The organism is Streptomyces sp. NPDC007189, from assembly GCF_040703635.1.
In the GTDB taxonomy this organism is placed as follows: domain Bacteria; phylum Actinomycetota; class Actinomycetes; order Streptomycetales; family Streptomycetaceae; genus Streptomyces.
Map to the genome: position 1 here is coordinate 173,619 of NZ_JBEYEY010000002.1, position 26,373 is coordinate 199,991.

Annotated in this window: 17 protein-coding genes; 16 read left to right on the top strand and 1 reads right to left on the bottom strand. The window is 72.5% G+C overall.

The window, feature by feature from the left end:
* The first annotated feature begins 62 nt into the window (after positions 1–62).
* From AB0950_RS03930 to AB0950_RS03990, 13 genes are all read left to right on the top strand, one after another.
* Entirely contained in the window at positions 63–2,684 is a 2,622-nt protein-coding gene (locus AB0950_RS03930; protein ID WP_366777743.1) for an amino acid permease, read from the top strand.
* A gap of 60 nt (positions 2,685–2,744) precedes the next feature.
* Positions 2,745–5,363: a SpoIIE family protein phosphatase gene (locus tag AB0950_RS03935; RefSeq protein WP_360570829.1), complete on the top strand. Its 2,619-nt coding sequence runs from the start codon at positions 2,745–2,747 to the stop codon at positions 5,361–5,363.
* 107 nt (positions 5,364–5,470) lie between these two features.
* Positions 5,471–6,079: a hypothetical protein gene (locus AB0950_RS03940; protein WP_360144545.1), complete on the top strand. Its 609-nt coding sequence runs from the start codon at positions 5,471–5,473 to the stop codon at positions 6,077–6,079.
* Positions 6,080–6,131: 52 nt separating this feature from the next.
* Positions 6,132–7,100, top strand: a complete 969-nt coding sequence (locus AB0950_RS03945) for a hypothetical protein (RefSeq protein WP_360570833.1) — start codon at positions 6,132–6,134, stop codon at positions 7,098–7,100.
* 46 nt (positions 7,101–7,146) lie between these two features.
* Positions 7,147–7,923, top strand: coding sequence for a TIGR03936 family radical SAM-associated protein (locus tag AB0950_RS03950; protein ID WP_360570835.1), 777 nt, complete (start codon positions 7,147–7,149; stop codon positions 7,921–7,923).
* A gap of 270 nt (positions 7,924–8,193) precedes the next feature.
* A complete protein-coding gene (locus AB0950_RS03955; protein WP_366777744.1) occupies positions 8,194–12,882 on the top strand; it encodes an Rne/Rng family ribonuclease in 4,689 nt (1,562 codons plus the stop codon).
* 229 nt (positions 12,883–13,111) lie between these two features.
* The gene (rplU, locus tag AB0950_RS03960; RefSeq protein ID WP_028422127.1) at positions 13,112–13,432 is read left to right on the top strand and encodes a 50S ribosomal protein L21; all 321 of its coding nucleotides are present in this window, start codon (positions 13,112–13,114) and stop codon (positions 13,430–13,432) included.
* Between the two features lie 14 nt (positions 13,433–13,446).
* Positions 13,447–13,701, top strand: a complete 255-nt coding sequence (gene rpmA, locus AB0950_RS03965; protein ID WP_030605064.1) for a 50S ribosomal protein L27 — start codon at positions 13,447–13,449, stop codon at positions 13,699–13,701.
* A 107-nt stretch (positions 13,702–13,808) separates the two neighbouring features.
* Positions 13,809–15,257, top strand: coding sequence for a GTPase ObgE (obgE, locus tag AB0950_RS03970; RefSeq protein WP_360144532.1), 1,449 nt, complete (start codon positions 13,809–13,811; stop codon positions 15,255–15,257).
* A gap of 228 nt (positions 15,258–15,485) precedes the next feature.
* A complete protein-coding gene (locus AB0950_RS03975) occupies positions 15,486–15,899 on the top strand; it encodes a hypothetical protein (RefSeq protein WP_366777745.1) in 414 nt (137 codons plus the stop codon).
* 440 nt (positions 15,900–16,339) lie between these two features.
* Positions 16,340–17,836, top strand: a complete 1,497-nt coding sequence (locus tag AB0950_RS03980) for a bifunctional cytidylyltransferase/SDR family oxidoreductase (RefSeq protein WP_360144529.1) — start codon at positions 16,340–16,342, stop codon at positions 17,834–17,836.
* A gap of 185 nt (positions 17,837–18,021) precedes the next feature.
* Positions 18,022–20,139, top strand: a complete 2,118-nt coding sequence (locus AB0950_RS03985; protein ID WP_366777920.1) for a hypothetical protein — start codon at positions 18,022–18,024, stop codon at positions 20,137–20,139.
* Positions 20,140–20,443: 304 nt separating this feature from the next.
* Complete coding sequence (locus tag AB0950_RS03990) at positions 20,444–21,658, top strand: glycosyltransferase (RefSeq protein WP_360570843.1); 1,215 nt, start codon at positions 20,444–20,446, stop codon at positions 21,656–21,658.
* A gap of 58 nt (positions 21,659–21,716) precedes the next feature.
* On the opposite strand, the gene AB0950_RS03995 is transcribed toward AB0950_RS03990, so the two are convergent.
* Complete coding sequence (locus AB0950_RS03995; RefSeq protein ID WP_366777746.1) at positions 21,717–23,114, bottom strand: polysaccharide pyruvyl transferase family protein; 1,398 nt, start codon at positions 23,112–23,114, stop codon at positions 21,717–21,719.
* A 222-nt stretch (positions 23,115–23,336) separates the two neighbouring features.
* Between AB0950_RS03995 and proB the strand changes: the two genes are divergently transcribed.
* From proB to AB0950_RS04010, 3 genes are all read left to right on the top strand, one after another.
* A complete protein-coding gene (proB, locus tag AB0950_RS04000; RefSeq protein ID WP_360145474.1) occupies positions 23,337–24,443 on the top strand; it encodes a glutamate 5-kinase in 1,107 nt (368 codons plus the stop codon).
* Positions 24,444–24,563: 120 nt separating this feature from the next.
* The gene (locus AB0950_RS04005) at positions 24,564–24,989 is read left to right on the top strand and encodes a hypothetical protein (protein WP_360144520.1); all 426 of its coding nucleotides are present in this window, start codon (positions 24,564–24,566) and stop codon (positions 24,987–24,989) included.
* A gap of 71 nt (positions 24,990–25,060) precedes the next feature.
* Positions 25,061–26,347 (top strand): glutamate-5-semialdehyde dehydrogenase, encoded by a 1,287-nt coding sequence (locus AB0950_RS04010; RefSeq protein WP_360144517.1) that lies wholly within the window; start codon positions 25,061–25,063, stop codon positions 26,345–26,347.
* Positions 26,348–26,373: the final 26 nt, after the last annotated feature.

A 26,373-nucleotide genomic window follows, 5' to 3' on the forward strand; every position in this document is an offset into this window, starting at 1 on the left:
CCGTCGCCGCGGAGCCGGCGCACCGCTGTTGCGGAGGGTGGCGGGTGGGGTTGGAATCAAGTGTGAGGGTCTTCGGCAACGACGTGTCCGTCGGCCGCCCCGCCCCCGGCACAGGGGCGGGCCGCAAGGGGCTCAAGAGCAATGCCCTCGGCCTGTTCTCCTCGGTGGCCATGGGCCTCGCCTCCACCGCGCCGGCGTACAGCCTGGCCGCCACGCTGGGCATCATCGTGGCCGGGGTCGGGCTGCAGGCCCCGATCGTCACCATGCTGGCGTTCATCCCGATGCTGCTCGTCGCGTACGCGTTCCGGGAGCTCAACGCCAGCAACGCCGACTGCGGCACCACCTTCACCTGGGCCACCCGCGCCTTCGGGCCGCGCGTCGGATGGATGGGCGGCTGGGGGTTGGTCGTCGCCAACATCATCGTCATGGCGAACCTCGCCGAGGTCGCCGCCGCCTACGGCTTCCGGCTGGTGGGCCTGGACGACCTGGCGAACGACCGGCTGTGGACCACCGCGGTCGGCGTCGGCTGGATCGTCGTGCTGACCGCGGTCTGCTACGTCGGCATCGAGTTCTCGTCCGCCGTCCAGCGCTGGCTGCTGTGCCTGGAAGTGGCGGTGCTGATCCTGTTCGCGCTCGCCGCCCTGGTCAGGGTCTACACCGACCCGCCGCCCACGGCGATCCATGTGTCGGCCTCCTGGTTCAACCCGTTCGAGGTCCCCTCGGTGAAGGCCCTGACCTCGGGCCTGCTCGCGGGGGTCTTCATCTACTGGGGCTGGGACACCGCGTTCTCGGTGAACGAGGAGACCGTCGACAGCACCCGCATCCCGGGGCGCGCCGCGATCCTGGCCACGGTGCTGCTGCTGGTCATGTACGGGCTGGTGTCCACCTCGGCGCAGGCGTTCGCCGGAGTCGGCACCTCCGGCATCGGGCTCGGCAACACGCGCGACTCGGACGACGTGCTCTCCGTACTGGGCCAGGCCGTGTTCGGCAGCCAGGGCGCCGGCCTGCTGCTGTCGCGGCTGCTGATCCTGATGGTGCTGACCTCGGCGCTGGCCTCCGCCGAGACCACCATCCTGCCCCTGGCCAGGACCGTCTTCTCCATGGCCGTCCACAAGGCCGTCCCCGCCCGGTTCGCCCGGGTCCACCGCAGGTTCCTCACCCCGACCTGGGGAACCCTGGGCATGGGAGTGGCCTCCCTCGCCCTGTACGTCCTGCTGACGGTGTTCAGCCGGAACGTGGTGGCCGACACGATCGAGTCGGTCGGTCTCGCGATCGCCTTCCAGTACGGAGTGACGGGGTTCGCCTGCGTCTGGTACCACCGCAAGGTCCTCGCCGACAACGCCGGGAACCTGGTCTTCAAGGGCCTGCTGCCGGGCCTCGGCGGGCTGATCATGGCCCTGCTGTTCCTCTACGCCACCTTCGTGGTCTACGCCAACCCCCGGTACGGCGAGACCACCGTCGACGTCCCCCTGATCGGCAGGACGGGCGGGGTCACCGTGCTGGGCCTGGGCGCCCTGCTGATCGGTCTCCTGCTGATGCCGGTGGTGACCCGCGGCCACGGCGTGGCACTCAAACTCCAGCGGAACCTGCTGCCGCGCCGTCTGCCGCGGCACGCCGCCGTCGACGCGGCGAGCCGCTACCTGCCCGCCGACAACGGCTCCGGGGTGGGCGGCGACTGGTACGACGTCATCCCGCTGTCGGGCACCCGGGTGGGCCTGGTCGTCGGGGACGTACTCGGTCACGGACTGCGGGCCGCGGCCACCATGGGACGCCTGCGCACGGGGGTGCGCGTCCTGGCCCGGCTCGACCTGACCCCGGACGAGCTCCTGTCCCGGCTCGCCGACCTGGTCGAGGAGAGCGCGTGCGAGGGCGGGCACCGCCGCGGCCCGGGCCGGCCGCGGCCGCACACCGACGAGGCGCTCGGGGTGAGCTGCGTGTACGCGGTCTACGACCCCGTCTCGGCGCAGTGCAGCCTGGCGCGGGCCGGGAACCTGGTGCCGGCGGTGGTCGACCCGCGCACGGGCCTGGTGCACCGTCCGCGGGTGCCGCCCGGACCACCGCTGGGCGTCGGCGGCCTGCCGTACCAGAGCACGGAACTGGAACTCGCGCCGGGCAGTCTCCTCGCCCTCTTCACGGACGGCCTCCTGCAGACGGCCCGCGACCGGGAGGCCGGGCTCGTCCAGCTGGCGCGCGTCCTCACCGGCGCCCGCGGGTCCCTGGAGGCGCTGTGCGACAGGGCGGTGGCCGACCTGCTGCCCGGGCCGGTCGACGTGGACGCGACGCTGCTGCTGGTCCGCACCCGCCTGCTCGACCGGACCCAGTTCGCCGAGTGGTCCGTGCTCCCCGACCCGGCGGCGGTGGCCACCGTCCGTACCGCCGTCGGCAAGCAGCTCAGCGACTGGGACCTGCACGACCTGGCGTTCACCAGTGAGCTCGTCGTCAGCGAACTGGTCACCAACGCCATCCGGTACGTCGGCGGTCCGATCCGGGTACGCCTGATCCGCGACCGGGCGCTGATCTGCGAGGTCTCCGACACCGGCCACACCTCGCCCAATCTGCGGCACGCGGCGAGCGAGGACGAGGGCGGGCGGGGCCTGTTCATCATCGCCCAGATGACGCATCGCTGGGGCACCCGGTACACGCCCACGGGCAAGACGATCTGGACCGAGCAGGACATGCCGTGACACGGGCCCGCGCCGGCCGCCCACGGGGTTCCTGACCATGTTTCTGGGCACCCAGCCGGTATGGGCAGCCCCCTTCCGCCCGGGGCTTCGGCGTGTCGCCTGTCTCCGGCGCCGGAGAACGTCGCGAGGGCCCGCCGGTTCGTACGGTCGGCGCTGGACGGCGTCACGCCCGAGGTGGCGGACACCGCCGTGCTGCTGGCCGGTGAGCTGGTCACCAACGCGGTGATCCACGCCCGCACCGAGGTCGAGGTGCGGGCCTGGGCCGCCGAAGGCCGGGCCCGGGTGCGGGTCACCGACCGCCGCCCGGAGCAGGGGCTGGTGCCGCACGACCGCCATCCCTACGCCTGCACCGGCCGAGGCCTGGCCATGGTGGAGGAGCTGGCCGCCGCCCACGGCGTCCACAGCGGCACGGACCGCAAGACGGTCTGGTTCGAGCTGTGGCCCGAGGCCCCGGTGCCGCCCGGCTCCGCGTGGGAGACCCTGGCGCCCGCCGGCCCGGCCGTCACCCTGGCGCTCAACGACGTGCCGTACGCGCTGTACTGGGCGGCGCAGCAGCACTGGGAGGCCCTGCTGCGCGAGCTGTTCCTCGCCGCGTCCACCGCGGCCCGCACGCAGGTGCGGCCGGAAGACCTCGTGGTCGCCCAGGACACGAGCAGCATGATCTCCGCCTGCATGACGACGGCCGTGGAGCAGGAGATCCCCGACAGCTCGACCCTCTCCGTGCGCGTGGCGTTCCCGCTGGACGCCGCCGAAGGGGTGCTGACCCTCGGGCGGGTCCTCGACGCGGCCGACGCGGCGGCCCAGGCGGAGAGCCTGCTGAGCCTGCCGGCGCTTCCGCAGATCCGGGCCTTCCGGCGCTGGCTGTTCGACGAGATCGCCGGCCAGCTGTCCGGCGGACCGCCCACCGCGTGGACGCTGGTCAAGGCCGCGCCGAGCGCCACGCCGACGGAACTGGCGCCCTGGGACGCGAGCGAGGTGGAGGCCGCCGGCGTGCCGACTGTCGCCGCCGACGACCGCAACCGGATCATCGCGGTGAACGGCTCCGCGGCGAGCCTGCTCGGCTGGCACGCCCACGACCTCGTCGGACAGCGGCTGACCGCGCTCATCCCCGAGCACTTGCGCAAACGCCACGTGGCGGCCTTCACCTCGCTGCTGCTCACCGGCGAGTCCCGCATCCTGGGCCGGTCCATACCGGTTCCGGCGCTGCACCGCGACGGCCGGTTGATCCCCGTCCGCCTGTCCATCGAGACCCAGGAGGCGGTCGACGGGCGCACCGTGTTCGTCGCCCAGCTCACCACGACGACGGCTCCGCCCGCCCCGCCGCCCGCTCCGCCGGCCGACCGGCACGCCACGCGGCCCTCGCCGGGCCCGGCCCACCTGCCGACCCGCACCAGGAAGACGACGCGGGCGAGCCTGGAGAGGGCGGCGCCGGAGTGGCTGCCCCTGTTCGCCGAAACCGGCCGGGCGATGAGCAGCACCCTCCATCCGGACGAGCGGCTGCACCGGGCGTGCCAGGTGCTGACCCACCGGCTGGCCGACTGGTGTGCGGCGGACCTCGTCGACGAACACGGGCAGGTCCGGCGGGTCTGCGTCGTGCACCGCGATCCCGAGGTGCTGATTGCGCCGGCGCACCTCGGCACGCTCTCCGAGATGTCCGAGACCACACAGGGAACGTCCCTGCCCCGGGTGCTGCGCGGCGCGGGCCCGCTGCTGGTCACCGGCATCCCCACGCTCGGCCGGGCCGCGAGCCCCCTGGACGCCCGCCAGCTGGAACTGGTGCGGCGGCTGGGCGGAAGCAGCGCCGTCGTCGCTCCCCTGCGGGCCCAGCGGGACGTCTTCGGCGCGCTGACCATGGTCCGCGTCCGGGACGACCAGCCGTTCACCAAGGAGGACGTGCAGCTGATCGCGGAACTGGTCCGCGGCATCGCGCTGGGGGTGGACAACGCCCGTCTGCACCAGTACGCCCACTCCAACGCCGAACAGCTCCAGCGCGCCCTGCTGCCCGAACTGCCCCGCGTCGCCCACCTGGAGCTGGCCGCCCGATATCTGCCGTCCAGCAGCACCGCCGAGGTCGGCGGGGACTGGTACGACGCCTTCGTGGTGCCCGGCGGCGACACCGTGCTGGTGATCGGCGACGTGGCGGGCCACGACCTGAAGGCCGCCGTCGCCATGAGCACCCTGCGCAACATGCTGCGCGGCATCGCCGTGGACCGGCCGGAACCCCCCGGAGACGTCCTGCGCCGCCTGGACCTCGCGAGCCACACCCTGTCCCCGCTGTCCACCGCCACCTGCGTCTACGCCCTGCTCAAGAGCGACGACGGCCCGCGGAGCCTGCACCACTCCTCCGCCGGCCACCTGCCGCCCCTGCTGACCACACAGGAGGGCGACACCCGCTGTCTGGACGCGGGCAGGGGCCTGCTGATCGGCATGGATCCCGACCAGCCCCGCCCCTCCGCGTGCGACGTGCTGCCGCCGCACTCCACCCTGCTGCTGTTCACCGACGGTCTCATCGAGCGCCGCGGGGAGTCCCTCGACGACGCGATGACCCGGCTCCGCCGGCACGCCGCCGACCTCGCCCGGGACCCGCTCGACGTCTTCTGCGACGAACTGGTCATCCAGTTCGGCGCCGACAGCACCGACGACATCGCCCTGCTCGCGGTGCGCTCCACCCCGCCGTGACGCCCGGCCGGCGCGGGTGTGCGCAGCCCTCCGGGTGCCCCGCTGTCCGGGCGGCCGGACGATGGGGACGAGGGGGCGGGTGAGGGCGCGCCGACGGGAGGACTCCCATGGCTCGGCAGACGGCGACGAACGCACCGGTCAGGAGGCAGCCGGCCGGCGCCGGGAACGTCTTCCTCTCCTTCGCGCCCTGGATCGTCTTCGGCGTGGTCGCCAGCCCCAGCACCTGGGCGTACGCCGCCCTCGCCGCGCTGATCGCCGCCCTCGCGCTGTCCGGGCAGGACCTGCTGCGCGGCCGGATCCGGATCCTGGACATGACCGCCATCGTGTTCTTCGCCGTCCTGTGCGTCCTCGGGCTGGCCCTGACCCGCGGCCAGATCCTGTGGGTGGAGACGTACGCGCAGGTCATCTCGAACGGGCTGGTGGCCGTCGTCGCGCTCGGATCGCTGCTCGCCGACCCCTTCACCGCGCAGTACGCCCGCGAGTCGACACCCCGCGAGGTCTGGGACTCGCCGGTCTTCCTCCACATCAACCGGGTGCTGACGGCCGTGTGGGGCCTGGCCTTCGCGCTCATGACGGTCTCGACCTGGCTGGCCGTCCGCTTCCCGTCCCAGGACGACTGGTTCAACTGGGTCGTCCCCATCGCGCTGCTGGTGTGCGCCGTGAAGTTCACCCAGCGCTATCCGGAGTCGTACAAGGCGCGGGCGATCCGGCCGTGAAGCCCCTCGCCCCGGCCGGATCCGAACCGGCCGTGCGGACGTCTACGCCGGTATGGAACCGCAGAAGCCGTCCCCCCGCTCCACACAGCCCGAAGGGTGCCTCACCGTCGCGATCCGGGTGCCCCTGAGGATCGTCGTCCTGGTCCTGGTGGTGCCGGTGCGGATGGCGTGGGACGCGCTGGTCGCCACCGGACGGCTGGTGCGGGACGCCGTGCTCAGACCGGTCGGCCGGGCCCTGCTGCGGGCCGGCGAGGCCCTGTTCGTCCGGCCGTTGGTGGGCCTGTGGCGGCACGTCCTGGTGCCCGTCGGCAGGGCGCTGGCGTGGCTCGGCGCCGTCCTCGTCGTCGTACCGGCGCTGTGGTGCCACCGGCACCTGCTGACGCCCGCCGGGCACGCCCTCGCCCGGCTGGCGCGGTATCTGCTGGTCGTCCCCGCACGATGGCTGTACGACCGGGTCCTCGCTCCCCTCGGGCGTGCCGTCGCCCGGTGCGCCCGCGGACTGGGCCGCCTGCTGGCCGTGATCGGCACCGGCATCGGGGTCGCCCTGTACTGGACCCTGCGCGTCCTGCTCGTCCTGCCCGCCGTCGCGCTGTGGCGCCGGGTCCTCGCGCCCGTCGGCCGCGTGCTCGCCGTCGTCGCGCGCGAGGCGGGTGACGCCCTCGGGCACGCCTGGCGGATCGCCGGGCGGATCTCGCGGGTCGTGGGGCGCGCTCTCGGGACCCTCTTCCGGTGGATCTTCGTGGAGCCGCTGCGCCGGGTGTACCGGACCGTCCTGACCCCGGTCGGCCACCTCGTGCGGGACGCCGTCCTGCGGCCCGCCGCCGAGGGCGCGCGCGTGGCGGGCCGGGCCGTGCGCGAGGCGCTGGCCGGCGCCCGTCAGACGGTACGGCAGGCCCGCGCCGACGTCCGGCGGACGCTGTTCGGCGAGCCCCGGCAGCCGGCCGCGGTGGACCGCCGGGAACCTCACGGGCCCGCGACACGTACTCTTGGTAGCAGTACGACCGCTCTCACGAAGGACTAGGACACTGGGCAAGCGACAGCCCGAAGGCCCGCCGCCCGCACCCGCGGTGCAGCGCATCCGACTGCGCTACACCAAGCGCGGCCGCCTGAGGTTCACCAGCCACCGAGACTTCCAGCGCGCCTTCGAGCGTGCGCTGCGCCGCGCCGAGGTGCCCATGGCGTACTCGGCCGGGTTCACGCCGCACCCGAAGGTGTCGTACGCCAATGCCGCACCCACCGGCACGGGCAGTGAGGCGGAGTACCTGGAGATCGCGCTCACCGCACCGCGCGACCCGGAGACCCTGCGCGTCCTCCTCGACGAGTCGATGCCCGCCGGGCTCGACATCGTCGAGGCGGTCGAGGCACGGACCTCCGGCCTCGCCGACCGGCTGACGGCCTCCGTCTGGCAGCTGCGGCTGGACGGCGTCGACCCGGTCGACGCCGAGCGCGCGGTCGACGCCTTCAACCGGGCCGGGACCGTCGAGGTCCAGCGGATGACCAAGAACGGCGTCCGCACCTTCGACGCCCGCCCGGCCGTGGCGAGCCTGGAGACGCACGGTTCACCGGCTGATAGGCCTGGCGACCAGCCCTGTGCGATACTGCGGCTGGTTGTTCGGCACGTGACGCCTGCCGTACGACCCGACGACGTCCTGTCCGGTCTCCGCGCCGTGGCCGACCTGGCGCCGCCGGTCCCCGCAGCGGTGACCAGGCTGGCGCAGGGGCTGTTCGATGAAGAGACCGGCACGGTGACCGACCCGCTCGCGCCCGACCGCGAGGCAGCCGAGGCCCTGACGGCCCAACCGGCCGCCGCCGCGACGGCGCCGACGCCGGAAGGTCCCGCGTAGGGACGGACGTCGTAGCGCCGCCCTCGTACTCGGGAGCCACCTGGGTCGGGCAGCGCACCGACCAGAAGACTTGAAGACTTTCGCCAGGCCGTACCGACAAGGCGTACGGAACCGGCGAGACAGGACACAGAGTGCTCCCGAGCGGCGCCCGCGCCCCGGACGGCGGCCACCGCGGATCACGCGGGCCGCGGACGTCACCGGCGTACGGTCCACCGAGACCGACGCCGGACCAGGCGCGGCGCCCGGGAGCCTGACGGGAGAAACGCCCGCATGCTCGAGCCGACCGAACCCATCAAGGGTTCCGAACTGAACACACCCAGCGACACCCTGCCCCCGCGCAGGCGTCGCCGTGCCGCTTCCCGCCCGGCGGGCCCGCCGAGCAGCGCGGAGGCACCCGCCGAGGTGACCGTGCCGGCCATACCGGCGGCGGACCCGGAGGAGGTCCCGGCGGCCGTCGGGGCCGTCGAGACCGAGAACGCCGACGAGGCCCAGGAGACCGAAGAGGTCGTGGAGGCCAATGCGGCTGACGAGACCACCGAGATCCCTGAGAGCACTGAGACGGCGGCAGCCGCCCAGGCGCCCACCGGCGAGGAGGCCGTTGCCGGTCGTCCGCGGCGCCGGGCCGCCCGTCGCGCGTCCGCGCCCACCGGTTCACCGGCTTCCGCCGAGGTCGCCGAGACCGTCGTACCGGCCGCGCCCGCCGCCGAGACCGAGAAGCCCGCTGCCGTGCCCGAGGGCGGCGAGGTCGTCGTCGGCGAGGAGGCCGCCCCGCGCCGCACCCGCCGCCGTGCCACGCGCAGCGTCGCGGCGCCGACCGGTGCGGTGTCCGGTGCCGCCGAGGCTCCGGCGACGGGGGAGCCCGACGAGGCCCCCGCCGAGGCACCGGCGCCGGCCGAAGAGGCCGCTCCTGCCGCTCGTACCCGCCGTCGGGCCGCCCGCCGCGCGTCCGCGCCCGCCGGTACGCCGGCTTCCGCAGAGACCGGTGAGACGGCTGTCGCCGCAGCTGCCGAGTCCGCTGCCGAGGAGGCCGGGCAGGCCCGGGAGGAGACGCCCGCCGCCGAGGAGGCCGCTTCCGCCGGTCGCCCGCGCCGCCGGGTCGCGCGCCGCGCGTCCGCGCCCGCCGGGACGCCGGCTTCCGCCGAGGTCGCCGAGACCGTGGCCCCGGCCACCACCGAGTCGTCCGCTGCCGCTGCCCCCGAGGCGCCGGAGCAGCCCGCCGCCGCGGAGGAAGCCGCTTCCGCCGGTCGCCCGCGCCGCCGTGCGACCCGCCGCGCGTCGGCTCCCGTCGGCGCGCCGAAGACCGCCGAGCCCGCCGCTGTCCAGGAAGCCGTCCAGCCAGCCCCGGCCGCCGCGGAAGCCCCGGCCGTCGCCGAGCCCGCTTCCGCCGACGCGAGCGGTGCCGGTGAGGAGGCCGCCGCCGGTCGTGCGCGACGCCGGGCCACCCGACGGGCCTCCGCGCCCGCCGGCGCCCCGAAGGGCGCCGAGGCCGCCGAGGAGGCTCCCGTCGCCGGGGCCGTCCAGGAAGCGGACGAGACCGCGGAAGCCGTACAGGCGCCGGCCGCCGAAGAGGCGGCCCCGCGCCGCACCCGCCGCCGGGCCACCCGCAGGGCGACCGCGCCCGCCGGTGCTCCCGCCGCCGACACCGCCGAGCCCGCCGAGTCCGAGGAGACCGGCGCCGGCACCCAGACCCCGGAGGCCCCCGTCACCACGCACACCACCGAGCCCGCCCCCGCCGTCCAGGCGCCGCAGGCTCCCGCGTCGCAGGCCCCCGAGGAGGAGGCCGCCCCGCGCCGCACCCGCCGTCGCGCCGTGCGCCCGGCGTTCGGCTTCGCCGAGCCGGCGCAGCCCACCCCCGCGCCCGCCGCCGAGAGCGAGGCCGCCGAGCCCGAGCCCGGGGCCCCGCGCCGGCCCGCCCGCCCGGCCGTCGCCGTCTTCCAGCCGCCGGTGTTCACCGAGCCCAGGTTCCAGACCCCGGAGCGCGCCGCCGCTCAGGCCGCCGCCGAGGCCGTCGAAGAGGAGGAGCCCGAGGAGTACGCGGCCGAGGAGCGCGCCGAGACCGGTACGCGCCGCCGCCGTCGCCGCCGGGGCGCCGCCGAGGAGACCCCGACCCCCGAGGCCGCCGTCGAGGCGGAGGAGCCGGAGGAGCCCGCCGAGGCCGAGGCCGAAGAGGGCGAAGAGTCCGAGGAGACGGAGGGCGCCGAGGGCTTCGAGGAGTCTGGTTCGCGCCGCCGTCGCCGTCGCGGCGGCCGCCGTCGCCGTCGTGGGGACGGCGGCGAGGGCGAGGGCGACGGTGCGGAGCCGGAGGCCGAGGAACTGGCCGCCGAGCAGGCCGCGCAGGACGCCGAGGACACCGCCGAGCAGGAGGAAGAGGACGTCGAGGAGGCCCGCGAGGAGGCCGGCCCCTCGACCGCCGGCAGCCGTCGGCGCCGTCGCCGTCGCCGTCGCGCCGGGGACACCTCCGTCGACGCCGAGCCCGACGAGGGCGACCCCGAGCGCACCGTCGTCAAGGTGCGCGAGCCGCGCAAGCCCGCCGAGCCGTCGGACGAGGTCCAGTCCATCAAGGGCTCGACCCGTCTGGAGGCCAAGAAGCAGCGCCGCCGGGAAGGCCGTGAGCAGGGGCGCCGCCGCGTTCCGATCATCACCGAGGCCGAGTTCCTGGCCCGTCGCGAGGCCGTCGAGCGCGTGATGGTCGTGCGCCAGCACGGCGAGCGCACGCAGATCGGCGTCCTGGAGGACGGCGTGCTCGTCGAGCACTACGTCAACAAGGAGCAGGCGGTCTCGTACGTCGGCAACGTCTACCTGGGCAAGGTCCAGAACGTGCTGCCGTCCATGGAGGCGGCCTTCATCGACATCGGCAAGGGCCGCAACGCCGTCCTGTACGCCGGTGAGGTCAACTTCGAGGCCCTCGGCATGTCGGGCGGCCCGCGCCGCATCGAGTCCGCCCTGAAGTCCGGGCAGTCGGTGCTCGTGCAGGTCACCAAGGACCCGATCGGGCACAAGGGCGCCCGTCTGACCAGCCAGGTCTCCCTCCCGGGCCGTTACCTCGTGTACGTCCCCGAGGGCTCGATGACCGGCATCAGCCGCAAGCTGCCCGACACCGAGCGGGCGCGGCTGAAGGCCATCCTCAAGAAGATCGTCCCCGAGGACGCGGGCGTGATCGTGCGCACCGCCGCCGAGGGCGCGAGCGAGGACGAGCTGCGCCGGGACGTCGAGCGGCTGCAGGCGCAGTGGGAGGAAATCCAGAAGAAGTCGAAGAACGGCAACGCCCCGACGCTGCTGTACGGCGAGCCGGACATGACCGTCCGGGTCGTGCGCGACATCTTCAACGAGGACTTCTCCAAGGTCATCGTCAGCGGCGACGAGGCCTGGGAGACCATCCACGGATACGTCTCGCACGTGGCCCCGGACCTCGCGGGCCGGCTGCAGAAGTGGACCTCCGAGGTCGACGTCTTCGCCACCTACCGGATCGACGAGCAGCTCGCCAAGGCCCTGGACCGCAAGGTCTGGCTGCCCAGCGGCGGTTCGCTGGTGATCGACCGGACCGAGGCGATGGTCGTCATCGACGTCAACACCGGCAAGTTCACCGGCCAGGGCGGCAACCTGGAGGAGACGGTCACCAGGAACAACCTGGAGGCGGCCGAGGAGATCGTGCGCCAGCTCCGGCTGCGCGACCTCGGCGGCATCATCGTGATCGACTTCATCGACATGGTCCTGGAGTCCAACCGCGACCTGGTGCTGCGCCGCCTGCTGGAGTGCCTGGGCCGCGACCGTACGAAGCACCAGGTGGCCGAGGTGACCTCGCTGGGCCTGGTGCAGATGACCCGCAAGCGGGTCGGCCAGGGCCTGCTGGAGTCCTTCTCCGAGACCTGCGTCCACTGCAACGGCCGCGGTGTCATCGTGCACCTGGAGCAGCCGTCCGCGAACGGCGGTGGCGGCAAGCGCAAGAAGCGCGGGCGCGGCGCCGACGCGACCGAGCACGTGCACGAGACCGCCGCGGTGGCCGTGGAGACCGGTGAGGCCGTCGAGCCCGAGGTGGAGACCGCCGCCGAGGTGGCCGCGGAGGCCGCCGAGCCGGTGGCCCTCCCGGCTCCCGACTTCGCGCCGGACGAGGAGCTGTACAGCAGCGTCGCCGAGGCGGAGGCGGCGGCCACCCGTGGCCGTACGCGCCGCCGGGCGAGCCGCCGGGCCCAGGCTCCGGCGGGCGCGCCGAAGGCGGAGGCCCGCCGGGAGCAGGCCGAGCGGGCCCCGAAGCCCGAGGCCGCCGTTACCGCCGAGGCGCCGACCGCGCAGGAGGTCACCGCCCAGGAGGCGGCGGCGCGCCCGGTGCGGCCGGAGCCCGCCGCCGAGGCCCTGGCCGAGCCCGTGGCCGTCGAGGACCAGGTGGTCCCGGCGCCCGAGGCCGAGCCCGCCGAGGAGGCCGCCCCCCAGGGCCGTACGCGCCGTCGTGCGACCCGGAAGGCGTCGGCGCCGGCCGGTTCCCCGGCGGGGGCCGAGCCGGCCGTGGTGACGGTCGCCCCCGAGGCTCCCGCACCGTCGGCCCCGGCTGCCGAGGAGGCGCCCGCCGAGGCTGCGGCGCCCGCTGAGGCCCCGGCGTCCGCCGAGAGCGCGGCCCCGGCCCGCCCGCGCCGCCGTGCCGTGCGCAAGGCCACCGCGCCGACCGCGCCGGAGGAGGCGGCAGTCGTGGTCGTCCCGTCGCCCGCCGCGGAGGCGTCCGAGGCGCCCGCCGGCGAGGTCACGGCCGAGGAGGTGGCCGAGGCGACGGCGCCGGCCAGGAAGGCGGCCCGCAAGACCGCGAAGAAGGCCACGGCGAAGAAGGCCGCCGCCAAGAAGACCACGGCGAAGAAGACCGCGGCGAAGAAGACGGCGGCCAAGACCACGGCGAAGAAGGCCACGGCCAAGAAGGCCGCGAAGAAGACCAGTGCGGCCCCCGCCGCCTCGGACCCCTCCGACGAGGGCTGACACACGGGGTGTGGGGCCGGTCCGGGTGACCGGCCCCACACCCGGCGGGGCCCGGTTTGACCCCCCAGGTCATGGCCCCGTAACCTTGACCGTCGGCGTGTCCACTGAACACGCCACATCCCCGTAAACCTCTTCCTCCCGGGCACGCTTGGCCGGGAGAGGTCGTCCGCGTGTTTCTGGGCGGCTGGCCTGCGGGGGTGCCGTTTCTTCGAGCGAAAGTGAGATCCGCGTGTACGCCATCGTGCGCAGCGGTGGTCGCCAGCACAAGGTTGCTGTCGGCGACATCGTTGAGGTTGACAAGATTTCCACGGCCAAGGTTGGCGACACGGTCGAGCTCTCGACCCTGCTCGTTGTCGACGGCGACTCCGTGACCAGCGACCCGTGGGTGCTGGCCGGCATCAAGGTCCAGGCCGAGGTCGTGGACCACCACAAGGGCCAGAAGATCGACATTCTGCGCTACAAGAACAAGACCGGCTACCGCCGTCGGCAGGGCCACCGCCAGCAGTACACGGCGATCAAGGTCACGTCGATCCCCACGGCTGCGAAGTAAGGGACTGAGGAGAAATGGCACACAAGAAGGGCGCATCGTCCACCCGGAACGGTCGCGACTCCAACGCCCAGCGGCTCGGCGTGAAGCGCTTCGGCGGTCAGGTCGTGAGCGCGGGTGAGATCCTGGTCCGCCAGCGCGGTACCCACTTCCACCCCGGCGCCGGTGTCGGCCGTGGCGGCGACGACACGCTGTTCGCCCTGCAGGCCGGTGCGGTGGAGTTCGGTACCCACCGCGGCCGCAAGGTCGTGAACATCGTTCCGGTCGCCTGACCGAACGGTTTCCTCGCGAGGCGGACCTCACTTCCCCTGAGGGAAGCGGGTCCGCCTTTCGCGTGTTGAGCAAAGACAAACCGTACTTTTTCTGGAGGCACTGAACCATGACCACCTTCGTGGACCGCGTCGAACTGCATGTCGCCGCGGGTAACGGAGGCCACGGCTGTGCCTCCGTCCACCGTGAGAAGTTCAAGCCGCTCGGCGGCCCGGACGGCGGCAACGGCGGCCGTGGCGGCGACGTCATCCTCACCGTGGACCAGTCGGTGACGACGCTGCTCGACTACCACCACTCCCCGCACCGCAAGGCCACCAACGGCAAGCCCGGCGAGGGCGGCAACCGCTCCGGCAAGGACGGCCAGGACCTCATCCTGCCGGTGCCGGACGGCACGGTCGTGCTGGACAGGGCGGGCAACGTGCTCGCCGACCTCGTCGGCCACGGCACCTCGTACATCGCCGCACAGGGCGGCCGCGGCGGCCTCGGCAACGCGGCGCTGGCCTCCGCCCGCCGCAAGGCGCCCGGTTTCGCGCTGCTCGGCGAGCCGGGCGACGTGCAGGAGATCGTGCTGGAGCTGAAGACCGTCGCCGACGTGGCGCTGGTCGGCTACCCGAGCGCCGGCAAGTCCTCGCTGATCTCCGTGCTCAGCGCGGCCAAGCCGAAGATCGCCGACTACCCCTTCACCACGCTGGTGCCGAACCTCGGTGTCGTCACCGCCGGTTCGACCGTCTACACCATCGCCGACGTGCCCGGCCTCATCCCCGGCGCCAGCCAGGGCAAGGGCCTGGGCCTGGAGTTCCTGCGGCACGTGGAGCGGTGCAGCGTGCTGGTGCACGTCCTCGACACCGCGACCCTGGAGTCCGAGCGCGACCCGGTCTCCGACCTCGACGTCATCGAGGAAGAGCTGCGGCAGTACGGCGGCCTCGACAACCGGCCCCGGATCGTGGTCCTCAACAAGGTCGACGTGCCCGACGGCAAGGACCTCGCCGAGATGGTGCGCCCCGACCTCGAGGCTCGCGGCTACCGCGTCTTCGAGGTGTCGGCGGTCGCCCACATCGGCCTGAGGGAGCTGTCCTTCGCGCTCGGTGAACTGGTCGCCAAGGCGCGCGCCGCGAAGCCGAAGGAGGAGGCGACCCGGATCGTCATCCGGCCCAAGGCCGTCGACGACGCGGGCTTCACCGTCACCCGCGAGGAGATCGGCGGCGAGCCGCTGTTCCGGGTGCGCGGCGAGAAGCCGGAGCGCTGGGTGCGCCAGACCGACTTCAACAACGACGAGGCCGTGGGCTACCTCGCCGACCGTCTGGGCCGCCTCGGTGTGGAAGAGGAGTTGATGAAGGCGGGCGCCCGGACCGGTGACGGCGTCGCCATCGGCCCCGAGGAGAACGCGGTCGTCTTCGACTGGGAGCCGACGGTCATGGCCGGCGCGGAGATGCTCGGCCGCCGCGGCGAGGACCACCGCTTCGACGCGCCGAGGCCCGCGGCCCAGCGCCGCCGGGACAAGCAGGCCGAGCGCGACGAGGCCCTGCGGGAGTACGACGAGTTCGACCCGTTCGAGTAGGGGCTCGGTCCACTGCGGCGGCTCGAGTAGGGCTCGGTCCACTGCGGTGGCAGCCTGGGGGTGCCTGGTGGCCGCCTGCGGATCGACTGGGCGGTGCCGGGGGCAGCTCGGGGGTCGCGGGGGCAGCTTGGGGTCGCCTGGGGGCGCTGCTTGGGGGGCGCCGCTCCCAGGCTCCGCCGTCGCGCGGGCGGTCGGAGTGGACACCGGTCGAACACCGCGCGCTCCAGAGTGACCCCGCAGCCCAGCCCCTGGCCCGACCGGCCGCGCCTGCCGCCGCCGGACAGCGGCCCGCGTGAGCGCCGCCCGAACGACGCGCGAACCCCGGACAACGCCGGCACCTTCGCCCTCGTACCCGGCGGCCGGGCGGGGGCGACCGGCGCCGGGACGAGGGTGTTCGGCCAGGACGGCGCGGGCGTGCCGGGGGCCGCGGAGTCGGGGGACGCTTTCGGGGCCGCCGTGTACCTGGTGGACGGCGACGGCAGGGCCGAGCCGGTGGCCGGCGCGCCGGGGGAGAACTCCGGCGCCGGCGGGTTCTGGGTGTTCCCGGGCCGTACGACCGCCCAGGGCTCCTATCCGGTCACCGCGGGCACCCTCGGTACGACCGCCTCCCGCGCGGGCCTCGGCACCGCCTTCCCCCGCTGATCACACCGGCCCCGGCGTACTGGAACAGCACCGCGTTCTCCGCCCCGGCTAACCGGTCTCTTACTCTCGCCGAGACCTAAATGCTGCGGAATCTTGATGTCAATTCCGCGGCAATGGGCGCTCCGGTGAGCCGTATTACCGTCTCGTGCGCGGCGGCGTCGTGCTCTGTATGAAGAACCCGTGCCGTCCCGCGTTCGGGGCCGTGAAGATCGTGTCCCGGACGCGGAGTGCGGGACCGGCGACGGACCTGTGGACACGGACCTGTGGACTTACTCACAGCAAATTCACGGGCAGTTCGCGGAGCCTGGGTCCAATCACCCGGGGTACAAGGTGAATGACAGGTTGCGCTCACCTATGCATGGGATGTCGCTCACCTTGCACTGCGCTTACCTAAAGTGGGAGCATTTCACGGTTCCCTGACGCCCCAAGGTAGGTCATCTGTGTCCCAGCACATAGCCAAGCCCCGAACCACCGCAGTGATCCTGGCCGGTGGCACCGGTCAGCGGGTGGGTCTGTCGATCCCCAAGCAGCTGCTGAAGATCGCCGGCAAGGCAGTCATCGAGCACACCCTGACCACCTTCGAGAAGGCCGACTCGATCGACGACGTCATCGTGCTGATGGCGCCGGGCTATGTCCCGGACGTGGAGAAGATCGTCGCCAAGGCCGGCTTCACCAAGGTGAAGAAGGTCATCGAGGGCGGCTCCACGCGGAACGAGACCACCGAGCGCGCCATCTCCGCGCTGGGCGAGGGACTTGCCGAGGGCGAGGACCTCAACGTCCTCTTCCACGACGCCGTACGCCCCCTGCTCTCGCGGCGCGTCATCGACGACTGCGTGGCCGCGCTGGAGCGCTACCAGGCCGTGGACGTCGCCATCCCCTCCGCGGACACCATCATCGTCACGCGCACGCACGGCCAGGACGGCGAGTTCATCACCGAGATCCCGGACCGCTCCCGGCTGCGCCGCGGCCAGACCCCGCAGGCCTTCAAGCTGTCCACGATCCGCCGCGCCTACGAGGTCGCCGCCGGCGACCCCAACTTCCAGGCCACCGACGACTGCTCCGTCGTGCTCAAGTACCTGCCGGACGTGCCGATCCACGTCGTCGCGGGCGACGAGTACAACATGAAGGTGACCCAGCCGGTCGACGTCTTCATCGCCGACAAGCTGTTCCAGCTCGCCTCCACCGCGGCCCCCGAGCAGAAGGGCGAGGAGGCCTACCGCGAGCTGCTGACGGGCAAGACGGTCGTCATCTTCGGCGGTTCCTACGGCATCGGCAAGGACATCGCCGAACTCGCCGAGTCCTACGGCGCGCACGTCTACGCGCTGGGCCGCTCCACCACCGGCACCCACGTGGAGAACCCGGAGGAGGTCGACGACGCGCTGTCCAAGGCGTACGCGGAGACCGGCCGGATCGACTACGTCGTCAACACCGCGGGCGTGCTGCGCATCGGCAAGCTCGCCGAGACCGACAACGCCACCATCGAGGAGGCGCTGAAGGTCAACTACCTGGCCCCGGTGCAGATCGCGCGCTCGAGTTACAAGTACCTCGCCGAGACCAAGGGCCAGCTGCTGCTCTACACCTCCAGCAGCTACACCCGCGGCCGCGCCGAGTACTCCCTGTACTCCTCCACCAAGGCCGCCATGGTGAACCTCACTCAGGCGCTGTCCGACGAGTGGGCCGGCGACGGCATCCGCGTCAACTGCGTCAACCCCGAGCGCACCGCCACCCCGATGCGCACCAAGGCCTTCGGCCAGGAGCCCGCGGGCACGCTGCTGTCCTCCGAGGCCGTGGCCCGTACGTCGCTCGACGTGCTGCTGTCGGAGCTGACGGGGCATGTCATCGACGTCCGTCAGCAGGACCCGACGGCGGGCGCGGCCACGGCCTCCGGCTTCGAGCAGGCTCTGGCCACTGTTCTGGACCGCCAGGACGGCATGTAATAATTCGTCAATAGCTTTCAGGAATTTCAGGCCTCTGCCGTCGCTCATTCACCGGGCGTTAGCAGAGGCCTGAATCCGTACATCTTCCGAATTACCGGCACTCCTCCGGCATTAATGAACAAAACCGGCACTCCCCTCCCAGAGCAGGTTTCTCCGTGATATCCACCGCTATTCGCGTCGCCCGGGTGGGCAGCGCGGCAGAGCTGACCGCGGCGGCCCTCATGATCCTGGGCTTCCCGGCGCTCATGCTGGCCGCGCTCGTCCCGAGCGCTCCCCTCTTCGCGGTCCTGGCCGCCGTGACGTACCTGGCGGACCACTATCTGCACCGCAAGGGCAGCTACCTGATCAACCGCCTCAGCAAGATCCGGGCGGGTCTGTCGATCCGCTTCCTGATCCGGCAGCTGCTGCTGATCCTGCTGCTGGCCCGCCTGTCGCACGCGGACGACCTGATCTTCTACGGCGCCGTCGCCTGCTTCATCGCCTTCTACGGCCTGCAGGCCCCGCACGGCGCGCTGGTCACCCTCATCCGCAACCGCCGCCGGATGCCGGTCGCCACCCGCAACATCGACCTGAAGTCGCGCATCCGCATCCCGGACGCCCCGCCGCGCGGGCTGCTGCACCGCAGCGCGGAGAAGATGCTGCACCTCGACCTGTTCGCGATGGTGGGCATCCTGCTCTCCGCCGGGCAGGACTCGCCGACCACCCCGGGCTTCGTCGGCGTCGGCCTCACCGTCGGCCTCGGCGTCCTGTACGTCCTGGCGCTCGTGCCGTACGTGCGCGGCCGGAAGATCCCGCCGAAGGCCGAGGTCGTCCTCGCCGCCGTCGACGACTGGCTGGCCTCCTACAAGCCCGAGACGGTGCTGTACTTCTCCGGCTCCAAGGACTCCGCCTACCAGGTCAACATGTGGCTGGAGACGATGGAGCAGCTGGACACCCGGCCGCTGATCATCCTGCGCGAGCGGGCCATCCTGAACAACCTGGCGCCGACCACGGTCCCCGTCATCTGCGTGCCCGGAGGGGTGCACCTGATGAACCTGGACCTGTCGACCGTGCGGGTGGCCCTGTACGCCGCGAACGTCGGCAAGAACATCCACCTGCTGCGCGTGCCCACCATGAAGCACGTCTTCATCGGCCACGGCGACAGCGACAAGCTCGCCAGCGTCAACCCGTACAGCAAGGTCTACGACGAGGTGTGGACCGCCGGGCGGGCCGGCCGCGACCGCTACGCCATCGCCGACGTCGGCGTCCGCGACGAGGACATCGTCGAGGTCGGCCGCCCGCAGCTCGCGGCCATCCAGACCTGGCAGGGCGTGCCGGACAGCCCCCGCGGCGGAGCCGCTGATGGACGCTGCCCTACGGTTCTCTACGCACCCACCTGGGAGGGCTGGGACGGCAACCCCGGCAACACCTCGATCGTGCTGGCCGGCGAGAAGATCGTGAAGAAGCTGGTCAAGGCCGATCCGCCGGTCCGCGTCCTGTACAAGCCGCACCCGTTCACCGGCACCGTCAGCAAGGAGGCCGGCGCCGCGCACCGGCGGATCACCGCGCTGGTCGAGAAGGCCGCCGCCGAGCGCGCCGCCGACTCCCGCTTCACCGCCGACGCCAAGGCGATGGCCCAGGCCAAGGCCGAGCTGGCCCGGATCGAGGCACGGCTGGCCGAGCTGGCCGGCGTCGGCGGGGACAAGGGCGACGAGGCCGAGGCCACCCGGGACGGTGTCGTCGACGTGGCCCGGCACCAGGAGATCGCCCGGCTGCGCGCCGAGTGGAACGACGCCTACTGGCGCTCCTTCCCGACGTACGAGCACCGCGTCATCACGGGCGCCGAGCCGCGCCTGTACGACTGCTTCAACGTCTCCGACGCGATGGTCTCCGACATCTCCTCCGTGGTCTCCGACTTCATCGCGAGCGGCAAGCCGTACGCGGTCACCGACTCCGGCGAGATCGGGCACGAGGAGTTCAAGCGGCAGAACACGGCCGTGCGCGCCGCGGTGATCCTGTCCAACGACGCGCGCGAGCTGGGCGGTCTGCTGGACGCCGTGCGCGACCCGGCCGCCGACCCGCTGGCGGACGCCCGCAAGGAGCTCAAGCGCTATCTGCTGGGCCCGGACGAGCCGGCGTCCATCGTCCAGTTCAACAAGGCGGTGGCCGACCTCGCCCTCAAGGCCGAGGCCCGCAATGTGGGCCAGCAGTCCCGGGTGGGCGCCGCCAACGCGGACCCCGCCGAGACCGCCGAGCTGACCAACGCGGTGCCGGGCCAGCGGACCGCGTCCGCGGGCGACCAGGACGGCGTCAACGCGGGCTGAGCCCACCGCCGCGCCTGCCACGCACGGGCCGGCCCCCGGGAGCGATCCCGGAGGGCCGGCCCTCGTCGTTGGGGGAGCACCCCCTGGTTCAGGTTTCTTACCCGCCGGTCTTACCCGACTGTGAGGCACCGGTGAGCACCTCTTACCGACCCTACGTACTGTCGGGTGGATATCCCGAACCTGTGTGACGTGCGCCACTGATCACCCCGCGGAGGGCAACCGCATCCCGTGGGAGTTCGTCTAACAGGTTGCCATTGTGGCACTACGGGGGAAATGTTCCGTTGATGGTAAGCAAGGGGGAAGTGTGACCGCCGTGACGCAGCCTGATGTCAGCGTGATCATCGGGGCGTACGAAGCGATGCCGTACCTGGTCGAGTGCCTGGCGTCGGTCGAGGCACAGACCATCGGCCCGGCACGCCTGGAGGTCATCGCGGTCGACGACGGCTCGACGGACGGCACCGGGGAGTACCTGGAGGAGTTCGCCGCCCGCGCACCCATGCCCGTCACCGTCATCCATCAGGAGAACTCCGGGGGCCCCAGCGGCCCCCGCAACGTCGGCCTCGCCAAGGCGGCCGGGCGCTACGTCTTCTTCCTCGACGCCGACGACCGGCTCGGCCCCGAGGCCCTCGAGCGCATGGTCGCCATGGCCGACGAGAACGGCACGGACGTCGTCCTCGGCAAGGTCGAGGGCGTCAACCGCACCCCGCCCAAGTCCATGTGGGGCAAGACCCTCGGCCGTACCGACGTCTTCTCCTCCAACATCAAGTTCACGCTGAGCGCGCAGAAGCTGTTCCGCCGCGATCTGCTGGACCGGCACGGCATGCGGTTCGACGAGTCGCTGTTCACCGGCGAGGACGCCCTGTTCACCATGGAGGCGTACCTGCGCGCGAACGGCGTGTCCGTGATCGCCGACTACCCCTGCTACTACCTGGTCGGCCGCGAGGACGGCAAGCACGTCACCAAGAGCGGCAGCTACCCCCTGCGCTTCGACTCCGCGCGGGCGCTGATGAAGCTGATCGCCGACATGGTGCCGGCCGGCGACAAGCGCGACCTGCTCATGGTGCGGCCCTTCGTCATCACCCTGCTGCCGCAGTTCGGGCCGCGGTTCCTCAAGGACAGCGAGGAGGTCCGCCGGCACAAGCTGGAGCTGGCCGAGCCGCTGATGGAGGCCTACTGGACGCCCGGAGTGGCCCGGCGGCTGAAGGTCCACGAGCGACTGCGGCTGCACCTGGTCGCCCGGCAGCGGACCGATCTGCTGCTGGACGTCGTCGAGTTCGTCAAGGCCAAGAAGCAGCCCGAGGCGGTCCTGGAGAAGCGCGGCACCCGCGTCTACTTCGCCTACCCGCACTTCCGGTCGAAGCAGGCGGGCATCCCGGACGAGATCTACCTCGCCGCGCCCCGCGAGGCACGCTCCGTCGAGGGCTACCGCGAGGCCGCCGCCAACTCCTTCCCGCGCCGGGTCCTGCGCAAGATACGGCGCATCGTGTCGGCGAAGACCTTCAAGACGGCGGCGGCCTGAACGACGCCCTCACGCTGACCGGGCGGCTCAGGCACGGGTGCCTGAGCCGCCCGGTGCGCTACTGCTTGCCCGACTGCAGTGCCCGGCGCAGGGGGCGGCCCACCACGCGGCGGGCGCGACGGTAGACGGAGGCGGCCGGTGCGGGCAGCGCGCCCTGCTCCTTGCGGGACCGGGCCAGCTCCTTGCGCAACTTCGCGTTCGCCTGGGTCAGTTCGCCGACCTGGGTGTGAAGCCAGCCGAACCGGCTGCTGAGCGAGGCGAGATCGGTGTCGTTCCACGGCCGGATGCCCGGCGGGAAGGACAGCGACCGCATCCGCTCCTCGAACGCGGCACCGCCGTCGCCGTGCGTGAAGGTGTTCCGCAGCCCGTTCTTGTCCAGGAAGCCGGTGAACCGGTCGAACCGCTCACGGTGGTTGCCCACCAGTCCGCCGAGGTCCGCCTCCTCGTACAGCCGCGCCGGATCCGCCGCCTGAGGATCCTTGGCGGCCTCGTCCAGCCGCAGATGCGGGATCTCGAAGTACCGGCACAGCTCCAGCGTCCGCGAGTCACCGCACAGCACGGTCGCCGGCGTCCCCGCCAGCAGCGCGGCGATGTTGCCGTGGATGCGTGAGCCGAAGGAGAAGTCGAAGTCGCGCAGATCGTCGATCCAGGTGACCGGGTCGATGTACACCCGCACCTTGTCCTCCCGGTACATCGGGTGGTCCGGGTGCGTCGGCATGGCGGTCACCAGGGAGTTGGGGTCCGACAGGTCCCGCCAGTGCAACTGCCGCGCGTCGCTGAGGTTCTGGCCGATGAACCGCAGGTGCGGATAGCGCGCGTGGGTACGGCCGATGATCCGGGCCAGGCCCTGCTTCTGCACCGCGCTGTGCGAACCGTTCACCGCGATCCGCGACTCGGCGGTCAGCGCCGGCACCCGCTTGCGGACGTCCAGCTCGGCGCCGTACAGGAACATCGACGGGCAGCCGATGATCTCCACGTCACGGAAACCCATGTCCCGCAGATACTGCTCGGTGAACTCGCCCCGCACCCCGATCGACGAGCTGCGCTCCAGCACCGCCGCGCAGAACTCGCGCACCGACCGCTCCATCGGCTTCAGCCGGGCCGGGTCGTAGGTCACCCCGGTCTGCGCGCCGACGCCCAGGACCACGACCGGGATCCTCAGCTTGGAGATCAGCCGGGTCAGCCGCTTCAGCCGGGCCTCGAAGGACGGCCGGAAGGCGTTGGCCAGGGGGACGACGAACGCGTCGTACTCCTCGTTGATCCGCGCGGCCGCGGTCAGGTCCGTGCCGATGCCGTTGGAGACGACCTCGGTGTCCGGTGTCTGCAGGATCTTGTGGGCCGCGTCGCTGAAGATCAGATTGCCTGAGTTGGTCGCGATGACGTCCCGGTGCAGGGCTTCCTCGATGGGCAGGACGTCGTACGGGCTCTTGCCCGACCTCAGCAGAATGCGTTTCACGACCTTCAACTTATGTTGACGCGAGCTTTAATTTCCATACGCAACCAGTACAACCTTTTTGCCGTACGCAAACCGTGAACGGACGGCTACGGCCCGCTTGTCCGGAGGCTGGACCGGCGCGCGCGGGACGATCCACTTCGCGTAGATTGCCAGTCGGGGAGCCGTAACCGCGCGCGGGACCGAGAAGGAACAGAGGGCAAGGTGACAAGGGCAAGGCAGGCCGTGGGCGAGGCCCGCAGGATCGTCGTCAAGGTGGGCTCCTCGTCGCTGACCACCGCGGCCGGCGGACTGGACGCCGACCGCGTCGACGCCCTGGTCGACGTGCTCGCCAAGAGCCGCAGCGGGGGAGAGCGGGAGGTCGTCCTCGTCTCCTCCGGCGCCATCGCCGCCGGTCTCGCGCCGCTCGGCCTGCGCCGCCGCCCGAAGGACCTCGCCCGCCAGCAGGCCGCCGCCAGCGTCGGCCAGGGCCTGCTCGTCGCCCGCTACACCGCCTCCTTCGCCCGCTACGGCGTCCGCGTCGGCCAAGTCCTGCTCACCAGCGACGACATGAGCCGCCGCGCCCACCACCGCAACGCCTCCCGCACCCTCGACAAGCTCCTCGCGATGGGCGCCTTCCCGATCGTCAACGAGAACGACACCGTCGCCACCGACGAGATCCGCTTCGGCGACAACGACCGCCTCGCCGCCCTCGTCGCCCACCTCGTCCACGCCGACCTGCTGGTCCTGCTCTCCGACGTGGACGGCGTGTACGACGGCGACCCCAGCAGGCCCGGCACCTCCCGGATAGCGGAAGTGAAGGGACCGGAGGACCTCGCGGGCGTCGAGATCGGCAGCGCGGGCAAGGCCGGCGTCGGCACCGGAGGGATGGTCACCAAGGTCGAGGCCGCCCGGATCGCGGCCGCCGCCGGCATCCCCGTGGTCCTCACCAGCGCCGTGCACGCGGCGGAGGCCCTGAGCGGCGGCGACACCGGCACCTACTTCCACCCCGCCGGCAAACGCTCCGCCGACCGCCTGCTGTGGCTCCAGCACGCCTCCACCCCCCAGGGCGCGCTGACCCTGGACGACGGCGCGGTGGACGCCGTCGTCAGGCGGCGCACGTCGCTGCTGCCCGCCGGAATCGCCGCCGTGGAGGGCGACTTCAGCGCCGGCGACCCCGTCGAACTGCGCGATGCCGCGGGCCGCGCGGTGGCCCGCGGGCTCGTCAACTTCGACGCCAAGGAGATCCCCCGGCTGATCGGGCGCTCGACCCGCGAACTGGCCCGGGAACTCGGCCCGGCGTACGAACGCGAGGTCGTACACAGGGACGACCTGGTGCTCCTGCACGCGTAAACCCTGGCCCAACGACGGCCCCCGGTGGGGGACCTTCCGTAAAACCGCCCCGCGGACCCTTACGGGCTGCTCAACTTTGACTCAGGAAACGTTCCCGAGCGCTGGGTGAAGGAGGCCGTCGTGAGACGAGTGCGCCCTGGGGCGACAACCCGCGGTGCCCTGACGAGCGTCGCGGCCGGGGACACCTACGAGGAACCCAAGGACCTGCCCAGGCTGTGGCACGTCACCCTCAGCGTCGCCGGCCCGGCGGTCCCGCTCAAGGAGCTGCGGCGGGCCCTGGAACAGCTGGCCCACGACCACCCCTTCCTGCTGACCAGCAGATACGCGAGCGACCACGCGGAGATCCGGTACTGGGAAGAGGCCCGCGACCTGCACGACGCCGCCGCCGTCGCCCTGCGCCTGTGGGGCGAGCACCGCCAGAGCGCCGGACTGCCCCCGTGGGAGATCGTCGGCCTGGAGGTCATCGACCGCGAGACCTACCACCAGCGCCTCGCCGAGGGCTACGGCCCGCCGCCCGCGACACCGGTCGGGGTGCACCCCTTTTGAGCCCCCTGAGACGCTGTCTCGCGGTTCGGGATGAGCGGTGACCTGCCCCTGCCGCGCACTACCCTTCCCTCATGACCACGCTCTCGCCGTACGACTCCATGTCCCCGGTCACCCGGGCCGCCTACCGGGCCAGGGCCGCCGCCGCCGATCTCGCGCCGCTCCCGCGCGCCGAGAAGGACGACGCGCTGCTCGCCATCGCCGACGCCCTGGAGGTCCGGACCGCCGAGATCGTCGAGGCCAACGCCCGCGACGTGGCCAAGGCCCGGGAGAACGGCACCAGCGAGGCCATCGTCGACCGGCTCACCCTCACCCCCGAGCGGGTCCGCGCCATCGCCTCCGACGTCCGTGACGTGGCGGGGCTGCCCGACCCGGTCGGCGAGGTCGTCCGCGGCTCCACCCTGCCCAACGGCATCGACCTGCGCCAGGTCCGCGTCCCGCTCGGCGTCGTCGGCATCATCTACGAGGCCCGCCCGAACGTGACCGTCGACGCGGCGGCGCTGTGCCTGAAGTCCGGCAACGCCGTCCTGCTGCGCGGCTCCGCCTCCGCCTACGAGTCCAACACCGCCCTCGTCCGCGTCATCCGGGACGCCGTCGGCGGCGCCGGGCTGCCCGCCGACGCCGTCCAGCTGGTGCCCGGCGAGAGCCGCGAGTCCGTCCGCGAGCTGATGCGCGCCCGCGGCCTGGTCGACGTGCTCATCCCGCGCGGCGGCGCCTCCCTGATCCAGACGGTCGTGAACGAGTCGACCGTCCCGGTCATCGAGACCGGCACCGGCAACTGCCACGTCTACGTCGACGCCCAGGCCGACATCGACATGGCCGTCGACATCCTGATCAACTCCAAGGCCCAGCGGGTCAGCGTCTGCAACGCCGCGGAGACCCTCCTCGTCCACCAGGACATCGCCCCGCGGTTCCTGCCGCGCGCCCTCGACGCCCTCGCCGAGGCCGGCGTCACCGTGCACGCCGACGAGCGCGTCCTGGCCTACGCCAAGGACACCGAGGCGACCGTCGTGGAGGCCGTGCCCGAGGACTGGGAGACCGAGTACCTCTCCCACGACATCGCCGCCGCGGTGGTGGACTCGCTGGACAAGGCCGTCGAGCACATCCGGCTGTGGACCTCCGGCCACACCGAGGCGATCGTCACCACCTCCCAGCAGGCCGCCCGCCGCTTCACCCAACTGGTCGACTCCACCACCGTCGCCGTCAACGCCTCCACCCGCTTCACCGACGGCGGCCAGTTCGGCTTCGGCGCCGAGATCGGCATCTCCACCCAGAAGCTGCACGCCCGCGGCCCGATGGGCCTGCCGGAGCTGACCAGCACCAAGTACATCGTCACCGGCGACGGCCACGTGCGCCCCTGACGTTCACCCGTCCGGCCGCAGGTCAC